At 58.7% G+C, this 13,093-nt stretch carries 14 protein-coding genes; 9 read left to right on the top strand and 5 right to left on the bottom strand.

The window, feature by feature from the left end:
* Positions 1-58 precede the first annotated feature (58 nt).
* From ccoM to BLU07_RS11065, 3 genes are all read right to left on the bottom strand, one after another.
* Positions 59-184, bottom strand: a complete 126-nt coding sequence (gene ccoM, locus BLU07_RS17980) for a cytochrome c oxidase subunit CcoM (RefSeq protein WP_269434155.1) — start codon at positions 182-184, stop codon at positions 59-61.
* A gap of 90 nt (positions 185-274) precedes the next feature.
* Positions 275-469 carry a hypothetical protein gene (locus tag BLU07_RS11060; RefSeq protein WP_092386899.1) on the bottom strand — a complete coding sequence of 65 codons (195 nt, stop codon included), beginning with the start codon at positions 467-469 and terminating at the stop codon, positions 275-277.
* Between the two features lie 12 nt (positions 470-481).
* The gene (locus BLU07_RS11065; protein WP_092386901.1) at positions 482-766 is read right to left on the bottom strand and encodes a hypothetical protein; all 285 of its coding nucleotides are present in this window, start codon (positions 764-766) and stop codon (positions 482-484) included.
* A gap of 220 nt (positions 767-986) precedes the next feature.
* Between BLU07_RS11065 and rapA the strand changes: the two genes are divergently transcribed.
* On the top strand, positions 987-3,827 hold the full coding sequence (gene rapA, locus BLU07_RS11070; RefSeq protein ID WP_092386903.1) for an RNA polymerase-associated protein RapA: 2,841 nt from the start codon (positions 987-989) through the stop codon (positions 3,825-3,827).
* A gap of 11 nt (positions 3,828-3,838) precedes the next feature.
* Here the strand turns inward: rapA and BLU07_RS11075 are convergent, their stop codons facing one another.
* Complete coding sequence (locus tag BLU07_RS11075; RefSeq protein WP_231701625.1) at positions 3,839-5,041, bottom strand: patatin-like phospholipase family protein; 1,203 nt, start codon at positions 5,039-5,041, stop codon at positions 3,839-3,841.
* Entirely contained in the window at positions 5,038-5,991 is a 954-nt protein-coding gene (locus tag BLU07_RS11080; RefSeq protein WP_092386905.1) for a lipid A biosynthesis lauroyl acyltransferase, read from the bottom strand. The genes BLU07_RS11075 and BLU07_RS11080 overlap by 4 nt, the downstream gene beginning before the upstream one ends.
* Before the next feature lie 119 nt (positions 5,992-6,110).
* On the opposite strand from BLU07_RS11080, the gene minC reads away from it, so the two are divergent.
* From minC to BLU07_RS11120, 8 genes are all read left to right on the top strand, one after another.
* Positions 6,111-6,875: a septum site-determining protein MinC gene (gene minC / locus BLU07_RS11085; RefSeq protein WP_092386907.1), complete on the top strand. Its 765-nt coding sequence runs from the start codon at positions 6,111-6,113 to the stop codon at positions 6,873-6,875.
* Between the two features lie 138 nt (positions 6,876-7,013).
* Complete coding sequence (minD, locus tag BLU07_RS11090) at positions 7,014-7,823, top strand: septum site-determining protein MinD (RefSeq protein ID WP_092386909.1); 810 nt, start codon at positions 7,014-7,016, stop codon at positions 7,821-7,823.
* Positions 7,824-7,826: 3 nt separating this feature from the next.
* Positions 7,827-8,084, top strand: a complete 258-nt coding sequence (minE, locus tag BLU07_RS11095) for a cell division topological specificity factor MinE (protein ID WP_092389788.1) — start codon at positions 7,827-7,829, stop codon at positions 8,082-8,084.
* Positions 8,085-8,125: 41 nt separating this feature from the next.
* Complete coding sequence (locus tag BLU07_RS11100) at positions 8,126-8,761, top strand: RluA family pseudouridine synthase (RefSeq protein WP_092386911.1); 636 nt, start codon at positions 8,126-8,128, stop codon at positions 8,759-8,761.
* 271 nt (positions 8,762-9,032) lie between these two features.
* Complete coding sequence (locus tag BLU07_RS11105) at positions 9,033-10,328, top strand: M18 family aminopeptidase (RefSeq protein ID WP_092386913.1); 1,296 nt, start codon at positions 9,033-9,035, stop codon at positions 10,326-10,328.
* Between the two features lie 388 nt (positions 10,329-10,716).
* On the top strand, positions 10,717-11,229 hold the full coding sequence (gene ectA, locus BLU07_RS11110; RefSeq protein WP_231701626.1) for a diaminobutyrate acetyltransferase: 513 nt from the start codon (positions 10,717-10,719) through the stop codon (positions 11,227-11,229).
* A 14-nt stretch (positions 11,230-11,243) separates the two neighbouring features.
* Entirely contained in the window at positions 11,244-12,530 is a 1,287-nt protein-coding gene (ectB, locus tag BLU07_RS11115; protein WP_092386915.1) for a diaminobutyrate--2-oxoglutarate transaminase, read from the top strand.
* 67 nt (positions 12,531-12,597) lie between these two features.
* Positions 12,598-12,987: an ectoine synthase gene (locus tag BLU07_RS11120; RefSeq protein ID WP_092386917.1), complete on the top strand. Its 390-nt coding sequence runs from the start codon at positions 12,598-12,600 to the stop codon at positions 12,985-12,987.
* The last annotated feature ends 106 nt before the right edge of the window (positions 12,988-13,093 follow it).

A 13,093-nucleotide genomic window follows, 5' to 3' on the forward strand; every position in this document is an offset into this window, starting at 1 on the left:
GGTTCACCCTCTCGGGGAACCGCCAAAGGCCTTGCGAGCCATGCCTGGTGAAAATCTGTCAGCCTTTTTTCTTGTCGGATTTTTTATGGCTGTCGTTCCATATGAAATAACCGAAGCCGCCCAGAAAAGCGACCATCAGCCCAACAGTCAGAATACCGGCTACTACTACTGTGTCCATGTACATGGTGATGACTCCTCTGGGTCATTAAGCAATGACTACAGAGTAACCACACTCAGCGGCAGGTTTATTGACAATAATCAATACAGGTGAGGGTTATTTCTTTTTTCGCGGGGATCGGCTTTTCTTGCCTTTTTTCTTCGCTGCGGAGGATTTCCGTCCGGGCAGAGGCAGGGCCTGCTCGAATGCCTGACGAACCCGCTGCAAGCGGGCTTCGTTCAGGTCATGGCGCCGCTCCTGGCGGGCCTGTTGCAAGTCGACCAGATTGTCTGGGGCTTTGTCTGTGCTCATATCGACAGAATATCAGACTTCGATATCAACCAGCAGCCCCTTGTCCGGCAGCTCATGCGGGGTAGTTTCGTCTCCGGCTAGCGACTCTGCCGGAGGCTCGCCGGCTACTTCCGGGGCAGTTGCTGCCCGCTTGCGGCCGCGGCGTTCGGGAAAATGGCCCAGATCGCGCTGACGCCGATCCCGCGACTCAGTCACCAGGTCATGCAGGAACTCGGCTTCAGCCAGCGGCTTGACCGTTTTGTTGATTTTCACTCTGTCATTCATCGAGCCCGCCGGGGGCAAACCTGGAATCAGCATGCTTACCCCTCCTCGCTGGCCGGTCCATACCTAGTATATCGACAACCAAAACGACAGCTTGATCCCCCAAAAGCGTGAAATTGGTCACAAAACAGACAAATAGTTGGTCGATTTATGCTATCCGACACTCGCCAAATAATAATTTCAGCCACTGAAAGCGGTTTTGACGACTCAAGCGATCAGTTACCATATGCGCCTTTTATCGCAGCAGGAGCATGGCATGTCGGCATTCACCCCGGGGCAACGCTGGGTCAGTGATGGAGAAGCAGAGCTCGGATTGGGCACAGTCTTGTCATTGGACGATCGTGCAGTCGTTCTGTTGTTTCCCGCCAGTGGCGAAACCCGCCACTACGCCCTGCGCAATGCTCCGTTGACTCGGGTCCGTTTTACTCCCGGCGACAGCATCAGCCACCATGAGGGCTGGCAGTTAACCGTCAATGACGTCAGTGAAGAAAATGGCTTGCTGGTCTACCGCGGTTTGCGCGAAGACGGCAGCCCGGCCGAATTTGCCGAAACCATGCTGGACAACTTCATTCGTTTCCGGCTCGCCAGTGACCGACTGTTTGCCAGCCAGAGCGATCCGCTGCCCTGGTTCAGCCTGCGGCATGAAACCCTGCGGCACCATTGCCGTATTCAGCGCTCAGCCCTTCTGGGCCTGGCCGGTGCACGCACCCAGCCAATCGGCCACCAGCTGCATATTGCCCGCGAAGTGGCTGACCGTATTGCCCCGCGGGTATTGCTGGCGGATGAAGTTGGCCTGGGCAAGACCATTGAGGCCGGCCTGATCATTCACCGCCAGTTGCAGAGCGGACGCGCACGCCGGGTACTTATCGTGGTACCGGAAAACCTGCAGCATCAGTGGCTGGTGGAGATGCGTCGACGCTTCAATCTGCGCTTTGCCCTGTTCAACAGTGACCGCTTGCTCGGCGCCGAAGACAATCCCTTTGAAGAAGAGCAGTTGGTGCTGATTGCCCTGGAAAGCCTGCTGGAGGACCCCCGCACCTGCCAGTGGGCTGAAGCCTGCCCCTGGGACTTGCTGGTGGTGGATGAAGCCCACCATCTGGTCTGGCATCCCGATGGCGCCAGTCAGGAATACACCCTGATCGAACAGCTGGCGCAGCAGATTGCCGGCGTACTGCTGTTGACCGCGACCCCCGAACAGCTTGGCCAGGCCAGCCATTTTGCCCGTTTGCGCCTGCTCGATCCTGACCGTTTCCACGACTTTGAGGCTTTTGTTCAGGAAACCAGTGACTATCAACCCATTGCCGCGGCCGTAAAACGCATGCTTGACGGCGAGCCGCTGAGCACGGAAGAACAAAACCAGCTCAGCGCCTGGCTGGAGCAGGACATTTCACCACTGCTGCACGGCCTGGAAGACCCCGACCCGGTTACTGCAACAACTGCACGGGAGCGTTTGCTGCGGCAATTACTGGACCGGCACGGCACCGGCCGGGTGCTCTACCGCAATACCCGCCAGGCAATCAGTGGCTTCCCGGGGCGCGAGCTGCACCCATATCCACTGCCCTGCCCCGACATCTATAACGACCTCGATGGGCAGACGGCACTCTACCCGGAAGTTGAATGGCAAACCATGAACGCCGCCGGAGACCCCTGGTGGCAGCAAGACCCGCGCGTCGACTGGTTGATCGATACCCTGAAAATGCTCAAGCGCAGCAAGGTATTGGTGATTTGCGCCCATGCGGAAACCGCACTGGACCTGGAAGATGCGCTGCGAGTGCGCACTGGTTTGCAGGCCGCCACGTTCCATCAGGGTATGAGCATCGTCGAGCGCGACCGGGCTGCGGCCTTCTTTGCTGATGAAGAATTTGGCGCCCAGGTACTGATCTGTTCAGAAATTGGCAGCGAAGGGCGTAACTTCCAGTTCGCCCATCACCTGATCATGTTTGACCTGCCCAGTCACCCGGATCTGCTGGAACAGCGTATTGGTCGCCTGGACCGCATTGGCCAGCAGGCCACTATACAATTGCACGTTCCCTACCTGGAAGATACCGCGCAAGAGCGCCTGTTTACCTGGTACCACCAAGCCCTCAACGCCTTTCTCAGCACCTGCCCGACCGGCAATAACCTGCAGCATGAATTTGGTGCGGAACTGCTGCTACAGCTGGATCATCCCGACCATATCGCCTGGGAACAATTGCTCGATAGCGCCGCCCAACGCCGTGAGATGCTGGAAGCTGAGCTCAACCAGGGTCGTGATCGGCTGCTGGAATTGCATTCCCGCGGCCACGGCGATGCCGACAAGATGCTCGCAGCCATTGAACGCCAGGACAACGACCCACAGCTGGCGATTTTCATGGAACGCTTGTTCGATGTATTCGGCATCGACAGCGAAGACCATTCAGACAATGCCCTGATTCTGCGGCCCAGTGAACGCATGCTGGACGCCAGCTTCCCGCTCGGCGACGACGAAGCCACTACGATCACCTACGACCGTGACACCGCCCTGAGCCGCGAGGATATGCAGTTCATCACCTGGGAGCATCCCATGGTGCAAGGTGGCATGGATATGGTGCTCGCCGGCAGCATGGGCAACAGCGCTGTCGCTCTGCTGAAAAACAAGGCACTGAAACCTGGCACCTTGCTGCTGGAATGCCTGTTTATCAGCGAGGCGATTGCCCCCCGTGAGCTGCAACTGCAACGTTATTTGCCACCGACGCCGGTGCGCTGTCTGCTGGACATCAATGGCACCGATCTGGCAGCCAAGGTCAGCTTCGACACCCTGGATAACCAGCTCGACCCCATGCCTCGCCATCTGGCCAGCAAAGTCGCCAAGAGTCAGCGTGACAATGTAGAAAAGCTGCTGAGCCGGGCCGAGGCGCTGGCCGAGGTGCAGCATGACAGCCTGCGCCAACAGGCAATTGCTGGTTTCAGCGCCGAATTGAGCGAAGCCATCGAGCGGCTGACCCACCTGCAACAGGTCAACCCCTTGGTGCGTCAGAGCGAGATTGACGCACTGCGCGAACAACACGAACAGGGGCTGAGTCACCTGCAACAAGCCAAGGTTCGCCTCGATGCATTGCGCCTGTTGGTGGTTCCCTGAGGCTCTCTGCTCTAACCGTCCAGAGTGGCGGGACAGGGTAGCCGCAGAAAACGCTGGATGGCCTCGCGTTGAGCGAGGGCATCACGGCGGCCGAGGGCTATCAGTTCCTGGCAGTACTCCGCCTCGAACAGCAGATAGCTGGCCATGCTGCCGCCTGAAGCCCGGGTAATCCCGCTACCCTTGATAAAAGCACGCAAACCGGCCGGCAGCGCTTTGCGATGACGAGCGGCAATCACGTCCAGCGGCTCGGTGGGAGAAATAACCAGGACTTCCACCGGGCGCACGCCATGGGCGCGCGTACGTGAGCCAGCCGGCATATAGGTCGCCAGACTGTTCATGCGCTCAAGCAGTTCGATATCGGTTTCCAGATTATCGACAAAGGTACTGTTCAACAGGTGACCACCAATCTGCGCCAGCGTCGGCGGCAGGGCTGCGCGCAGTCGTGGACTATGCTGACCGCCAGCCGCTCTGGCTTCCCGGGCCAGGTTGTCCGACACCCCGACAACCATGATTTTGCTGGCACCCAGATGCAAAGCCGGGCTGATCGGTGCCTGCTGTCGCACCGCCCCGTCACCGAACCATTCGCGGTTCAGCCGTACCGGAGGAAACAACAGGGGGATGGCAGCCGAGGCCATCAAATGGTCCAGCCCCAACGGCGCCTTGACCCCGACCCGGCGATGCCGACTCCAGGGCGCTATGCGCTCATGCCCTTGATAGAAACAAACGGATTCAGCCGACTGATAGCCAAAAGCACTCACCGATACCGCACGCAAATGCCCACTATTCAACGCTGGCTCAATGCGTGAAAAACGAATTTTTTCATCGAGCAAGTCACGCAGTGGCTGATTATTCAGCAATGAGGTGGGCGCCTTGCTCGGCCAACCGAAGAGATTGGCCTTGCCCCAGCGCCAGGCTTGAGCCAGCAGCGAGCCCCAGCCCGTGTGATACACCTGCTCGCAACTGAAATTTCCCCATACCTGCTGCAACCCCTCTATCGCTGCCGTGTAGTCTTCTGCATGGGTTGCCAGGGCCAGTGCATTGATCGCACCGGCCGATGTGCCACACACAATCGGAAAAGGCAGCGGGGAGCCAGCTGGCATGAGTTCATTGACCGCCTGCAGCACCCCGACCTGATAAGCCGCCCGGGCGCCGCCGCCGGACAGCACCAGCCCGGCACAGTCCTGCTGATGAAACTGCTTCAGCAGCTCACTCAAGACCGTCTCCGGCGCTTCTTGCGCTTGGCCGCATAAGGTCGTGCATCGCCCTCAGGGCGGGTCTTGAAACGTCGGTGTACCCACATATATTGCTCCGGTTGCGCCAGAACAGCCTGCTCTACCCACTGATTGATCCGCGTGGCATCGGCTACGGGATCATCGCTGGGAAAGTCGCTCAGCGGCGGGTGTACCACCACATCATAGCCACTGCCATCAGCCCGCCGATGCTGGGTAAAAGGTATTACCACAGCCTTGCCGAGCCGCGCAAAGGTACTGGTTGCGGTGACCGTCGCCGCCTGCTGACCAAACAAGGGAGCAAATACACTGACCTTGGGCCCGTAATCCTGATCCGGGGCGTACCAGGTCACGCGTCCCTTGCGCAAGGATCTGAGCATGCCACGCACATCATCACGCTCAATGGCTAGAGCCTCCTCGCTGTGCCGTTCCCGACCGCGGCGCTGAATATAGTCAAACGCCTTGTTTCGATGCTCGCGGTACATGCCATCAAACGTCACGCGTTGCCCCAACAGTGCTGCACCGATTTCCAGCGTAGTAAAATGCAGCGAGATCAGTACGACTCCCTGGCCCCGGGTCTGAGCTTGCTGCAGATGCTCCAGCCCGCTCACATGGGCCAGACGCGCCAGACGCTGTGGCGGCCAGAACCAGGCCATCGCCGTCTCCAGCAAACCAATGCCGCTACTGATGAAATTGGCCCGCAACAGTTTTTCGCGCTCCGCCTCGCCAAGCTCGGGGAAGCACAACGCCAGATTGATACGCGCGACCTCGCGCCGTTCGCGCATGCCAGCCAGCATTGCCAGACCGAGCAGGTGTCCCAGCCCGAGCAACCAACGATAGGGTAGCCGAATCAACAACCAGAGCAGGCCAAAGCCCAGCCACAACAACCAATAACGTGGATGCAACAATGCCATGCTGAAACCGGGACGCGCCATCAGATCCTGCCTTGCGGTGGAAAACATCTATTCTACCCAAGCAGCCGCCCCCTTGCGATCCGTGCACGCAACCGATATAAGGTGTCGCAGCCATACACCTGAACAGACTGGATGTCCCGATGACCGCCAACAGCACCCCGGACCTGCTCGACAATGACCCCGTGTTTCACCTCAAGGGTGGCATGCTGGCCATGACCATGATCGAATTGATCCGCCAGACGCCTTATGCCTTTGCCCGTCAACTGGCCGACAAGGTGGAGCAGGCACCGAATTTTTTCCGCGATACACCGGTCGTTTTCAGCCTGGAGAAGCTCAGTGGCGAGCTTGCACCGGCAACCTTGCAGGAATTATTGCGCATCAGTCGTGATCATGGCCTGCAAGCCGTAGCACTGCGTGGCGACGAACGCTTCCGTCAGCTGGCCCAGGAGGCCGAGCTGGTACTGCTACCACCCGGCCGCACGCGGGAAAAACCACTGGAAGAGCCCGCGGCCGACGCGCCACCCGTGGCCGACGAACCCGTTGACCAACCCACAGCCGACAACAACTCACCGGTTGTCAGCTGTGGGCGGGTGATTACCGACCCTATACGCTCCGGACAGCAAGTCTATGCCCGTGGTGGTGATCTGGTGGTACTCGCCCCGGTCAGCGCCGGCGCCGAGTTGCTCGCCGATGGTCACATCCATGTCTACGGCCCCCTGCGCGGCCGGGCCCTGGCCGGCGTGCGCGGCAACACCGAGGCCCGCATCATCTGCCAGAGTCTGGAAGCTGAACTGGTTTCCATTGCCGGCCAGTACAAGGTCGCCGAGGACTTGCGCAAGGCACACTGGAAAAAAGCCATTCAGGTCAGTCTGGATGGTGACAGCTTGAAGATAAGCGAGCTATGACAGATACTGTGCAACCATTCTGATACGCCGGAATTGCTGGCCTTGAGCCAATACGGAAACTGCGCGGGCAACGCCGGGCAGTGCCGGTTTCCGCTCCGGCAACCATTCACTCGCTAACCGACAGACAGGAAGGTCACCTTGGCAAAGATCCTCGTCGTAACTTCAGGCAAGGGTGGTGTGGGCAAGACCACCACCAGTGCCGCAATTGGCACCGGCCTCGCCCTTCGTGGCTACAAAACCGTTATCGTTGATTTTGACGTTGGCCTGCGCAACCTCGACCTGATCATGGGCTGTGAGCGCCGCGTAGTGTATGACTTCGTCAATCTGATCAACGGTGACTCCAATCTGAATCAGACCCTGATCAAGGACAAACGCTCGGACAAACTGTTCATCCTTCCCGCTTCGCAAACCCGCGACAAGGATGCCCTGACGCCCGAAGGCGTCGAAAAGGTTCTCAATGAACTGAAAGAGACCTTCGATTACATCGTCTGCGATTCACCCGCCGGCATCGAAAAAGGCGCACATCTGGCCATGTATTTTGCCGATGAAGCCATTGTCGTGACTAACCCGGAGGTCTCTTCCGTGCGCGACTCCGACCGTATGCTGGGTTTGTTGGCGAGCAAATCGCGCCATGCCGAGCAGGGCGAGAAGATCAAGGAAAATCTGTTGCTCACCCGCTACAACCCGGAACGGGTGGATACCGGCGAGATGCTCTCGGTCAGTGACGTTGAAGATATTCTCTCGATCCCGCTGCTGGGCGTCATCCCGGAATCCCAGGCCGTTCTCAAAGCCTCCAACCAGGGTATTCCGGTCATCATGGATGACAAGAGCGACGCCGGACAGGCCTACAGCGATGCGGTTGATCGCCTGCTGGGCAAGGAAGTACCGCACCGTTTCCTAGAAGCGCAGAAAAAGGGCTTGATGAGCCGACTCTTCGGAGGGCGCTGAATGATGAGCATCTTCGACTATTTCCGCGATCGCAAAAAATCCACGACTACCGCTTCGGTGGCCAAGGAACGCTTGCAGATCATCGTTGCCCATGAACGCGGTCAGCGCAATCAGCCTGACTACCTGCCGCAGCTGCAGCAGGAAATCATTGACGTGATCAGCAAGTACGTCGCCATTGATCGCGACCAGGTCAGCGTGGCACTGGAGAATCAGGGCGACTGCTCGATTCTCGAACTCAATGTCACCCTGCCCGACCGCTGACCCCGAGAGTGCGCCGCCGACCGGCGGCGCCAGGTAACTCCATGCCCTTGAGCACTATCCAGATCCTGCACCAGGATCCCTGTTTCCTGATCGTCAACAAACCCAGCCTGCTGCTGTCCGTCCCCGGCCGTGCCGAGGACAACAAGGACTGCCTGATCACCCGCCTGCAGGACAACGGCTACCCCGAGGCCCGCATCGTGCACCGCCTGGACTGGGAAACGTCCGGCATCCTGGTGATTGCCCGCGACCCGGACAGCCACCGCAAACTGTCGCGCCAGTTCCAGGACCGGGAAACCGAGAAAACCTACCACGCCCTCTGCTGGGGCCAACCGGAACAGGACAGCGGCCACATCGACCTGCCACTGCGTTACGATCCGGAGAACAAACCCCGGCATATTGTCGATCACGACCTCGGCAAGTCAGCCCAGACCTTCTGGCGTGTACTCGAGCGGCACCACGACCACTGCCGCATCGAACTGACCCCGATTACCGGTCGCTCACACCAATTGCGCGTGCATATGCTGGCCATCGGACACCCGCTGCTTGGCGACCGCCTGTACGCCAGCGGCCCGGCACTCGACGCCTGCCCGCGCCTGGCCCTGCATGCACAGCGCCTGGTCATCAGCCATCCGCACAGCGGTGAACGACTCAGTTACCTCTGCCCCACGCCTTTTTGAGTGGAAAACGATAGACTGAGTACATAGCAACGAACGCGTGCTGCTTGCACGAAGCACGCAGATTGCGTTGCTGCCCACCGGTTCCAGACCGTCGATAGCCATGGCAGAAAAATGCTCCTGCATTTTCTGCACTTCTGCCATCCTTGGCAGTCGGATGCTATCGACGAGCGCCCATGGACGGGACAGCGTGTCTGGGACCGGTGGGCAGCAATGCGATCTCGCACAGATCTACCGTTCACCGCAAACAGACTTTACGCAGCAGGAACATTAAATGCCCCATAGCGCCATCAACACCGACCTGGCCAACTTTATCCAGGCCTCCCCCACCCCCTTTCATGCCACCCGCAGCCTCGCCGCACGCCTGCTCGAAGCCGGCTACGTGCCACTCGACGAACGCGATGACTGGGAACTGGCATCCGGCGGGCGGTATTTCGTCACCCGCAACGACTCCTCGCTGATCGCCTTCAGCCTCGGCCAGGACGGCGCCCTGCAACGCGGCCTGCGCCTGGTCGGCGCGCATACAGACAGCCCCTGCCTGCGGGTCAAACCGCAGCCCGAGCTGGAAAAAGCCAAACTCTGGCAACTGGGCGCTGAAGTCTACGGCGGCGCATTATTCGCCCCCTGGTTCGACCGCGACCTCTCGCTCGCCGGCCGCGTCACCCTGCGCACTGACGACGGCGAACTGGTCAGCCGGCTGATCGACTTCGAACGTCCGATTGCCGTCATTCCCAGCCTGGCCATTCACCTCAATCGCGGCGTCAATGAAGGCGTGGCCATCAACCCGCAAACCCATTTGCCACCGGTTCTGGCACACGTACTGGAGCCCAAACGCGACCTGCGTCAATTGCTGCGCGATGAAACCCAGCGCCAGCACCCGGACCTGACCATCGACCAGGTGCTGGATTACGAACTCAGCTTTTACGACACCCAGCCGCCCGCCACCCTGGGACTCGACGACGATTTCTTTGCCGCTGCGCGCCTCGACAACCTGCTGTCCTGCCACGCCGGCCTGCGCGCCCTGCTCGACAGTGATGGCGAACAGGCCTGCCTGCTGGTCTGTACCGACCACGAAGAAGTCGGCTCGGCCTCAGCCTGTGGCGCGGATGGCCCCTTCCTTGAGGATGTACTCAGCCGCCTGCTGCCTGACAGCACCCAGCGCATCCAGGTGCTGCAACGCTCGATTCTGGTCTCCGCCGACAACGCCCACGCCCTGCACCCCAACTTTGCCGACCGGCATGACGGCAACCACGGCCCGCAGTTGAACGGCGGGCCGGTGATCAAGATCAACAACAACCAGCGTTATGCCAGCAACAGCGAAACGGCCGCCCTGTTCCGCCATCTGTGCGACCAGGCGGGTGTGCCGGTACAAAGCTTTGTCGTGCGCTCCGATATGGGCTGTGGCAGCACCATAGGACCAATTACATCCAGCCGTAACGGCATTCGCACCGTGGATATCGGCGCACCTACCTTCGCCATGCACTCGATACGGGAGCTGGCCGGCAGCCGCGACCCGGGTTATCTGATTCGCGTGTTGCGGACTTTCTTTGATGCTGACCGGCTGATCTAGAAAACCACTGCAAGCTACCTGCGTTGTCCGCCACCTGTGGCTGGCAACGCAGCACGACACAAGCCTCAGCCACCCCCTTCCCTGATCACTTTCTGACCGTTAGTCCGTTATCCGGCAAATCCGCTGGCGGATTATGCACGCCTGGACTATGCAGAATTTCTGTAAATACGTCGAAAACAGGTCGCGTTTTCAGTCCAGCAGGCATCGGCTTACAGCCCCCGCCAACTCTGGCTTTAGCAGGATTCCATGACAGATCTATTTAACAGCTAAAAATATTACATAAGCAACCAATATGGCCTGTAAGGCGCATTAATGCAGGGTTGAGATAATTTTCAGGATATGTTTATTATAGATAAAAGCATTTACGCATAAACATTGAGGATTCATTTTGACAGACGCTACTGCCTATTCACTGCGCACCCCGCAAGCCACCGATGGCTATGCCTTAAGCCAGCTGGTCGAGCGCTGCAAACCCTTGGACACCAACTCGGTCTATTGCAACCTGCTGCAATGCAGCGACTTTGCCGACACCGCGATCGCTGCAGTCGCTGAGGATGGCGATCTGGTCGGCTTTATCTCTGGCTATCGCCCACCAGCGCGCCCGGAAACACTCTTTGTCTGGCAGGTTGCCGTCGACAGCCGCATGCGCGGCCAGGGTCTGGCACTGAAGATGTTGCTGGCCCTGGTGGAACGCTTGCGCGCTGACGGTGTAACCCATATGGAAACCACCATCACGCCGGACAACGAAGCCTCACAGGCGCTGTTCAAAAAGGCTTTCCGCCAACTCGGTGCCGACTACAGCACCAAGGTCAAATTTGCCCGAGACACCCATTTCAATGGCCTGCACGATGACGAAGTGGTCTATCGCGCCGGTCCTTTCAGCCAAACTGTCACCGCTTGAAACCAGGAGCACCCATGACTACTTTCGAACAGTTCGAACAACATGAATCCGGCATTCGCAGCTACTGCCGTTCGTTCCCGGTTATTTTCAAGCAGGCACGCGGTGCCGAACTGATCACTCAGGATGGCAAGTCCTACATCGACTTTCTCGCCGGTGCCGGCACCCTGAACTACGGCCATAACAACCCGGTTCTGAAGAAAGCGCTGATCGACTATCTGGCCGATGATGGTCTGACCCATGGCCTGGATATGTACTCGGAAGCCAAGGAAAACTTCCTTGAAGTCTTCCATCGCGTGATTCTGGAACCGCGTGGCTATGGCGACTACGTCACCCAGTTCAGCGGCCCTACCGGTACCAACTCGGTGGAAGCAGCGTTGAAACTGGCGCGCAAGATAACCGGCCGCAACAACGTGATCAGCTTTACCAACGGCTTCCACGGTTGCTCCATTGGTGCCCTCGCGGTGACGGGTAACCAGCATCACCGTGGTGCTGCCGGCGTCGCCCTGACGGATGTCAGCCGCATGCCGTATGCCAATTATTTCGGCAAGGACGTCAACACCATCGCCATGATGGACAAACTGCTCAGCGATCCCAGCAGCGGTATCGACAAGCCGGCGGCAGTGATTGTTGAGGTAGTCCAGGGTGAAGGTGGCTTGAACACGGCATCTGCCGAATGGATGCGCAAACTGCAGAAGCTGTGCCGCAAGCACGAGATGTTGCTGATTGCCGATGATATTCAGGCCGGCTGCGGTCGTACCGGCACCTTCTTCAGCTTTGAAGACATGGATATTCAGCCGGATATCATCACACTCTCCAAGTCCCTCAGCGGTTATGGACTACCCTTTGCTGTAGTGGTCATGCGTCGTGAACTGGATCAGTGGGAGCCAGGTGAGCACAACGGCACTTTCCGTGGCAACAATCTGGCTTTCGTTACTGCGGCCGCGGCCATGGAACATTTCTGGACCACGGATGAGTTCGCCAAGAGCGTGCAGGCCAAAGGCAAGCTGATCAAGGAGCGCATGCAGAAAATCGTCAGCAAGCACGGCCCTGATTCTCTGTACGTCAAAGGTCGCGGCATGATGGTTGGTATCAACTGCCCGAATGGCGAGATCGCCTCTGCTATCTGTGCCGAGGCTTTCCAGCACGGCCTGGTGATCGAAACCAGCGGCAACCACAGCCAGGTCGTCAAATGCCTGTGCCCGCTGATCATCAGTGAAGAGCAGATCGACACGGCAATGACCATTCTGGATGCGGCCTTTGCCAAGGTCATGAAAGAAGAGGCGAGCAGCCAGGCCTCCTGATTTGGCCCGCGCTGTGGCCTGGTCCGCAGCGCTGCCCTTACCCATTTACGCTATACAAGGAATTCTTATGATTGTTCGTACTCTGGATGAATGCACCAGCTCCGATCGCCGCGTCAAAGCCGAAAACGGCAACTGGGAGAGTGTGCGCATGTTGTTGAAAGACGACAACATGGGCTTCTCGTTCCACATCACTACCATCTTTGCCGGTACCGAGACCCACATTCATTACAAGAACCACCTGGAGTCAGTCTACTGCATGAGCGGTAATGGCGAGATCAAGACCCTGTCCGACGGCAAGGTCTATCAGATACAGCCGGGCACCCTCTACATCCTCGACAGGCATGACGAACACATGCTGTACGGCGGTAGCGAAGACATGAAAATGGCCTGCGTATTCAACCCGCCGCTGTCCGGCAAGGAAGTACATGATAAAGATGGTGTTTATCCGGTCGACTGATCAGGCCACTCAACTGTCTGGCAGCTGTTAGACAAACCGATGCGGGAGCTGGTGATCCAGTTTCCGCATCATGCCAGTAGCCAAGTACAAAACGCCCACACACCCA

It is taken from the genome of Halopseudomonas salegens (assembly GCF_900105655.1).
Lineage (GTDB): Bacteria > Pseudomonadota > Gammaproteobacteria > Pseudomonadales > Pseudomonadaceae > Halopseudomonas > Halopseudomonas salegens.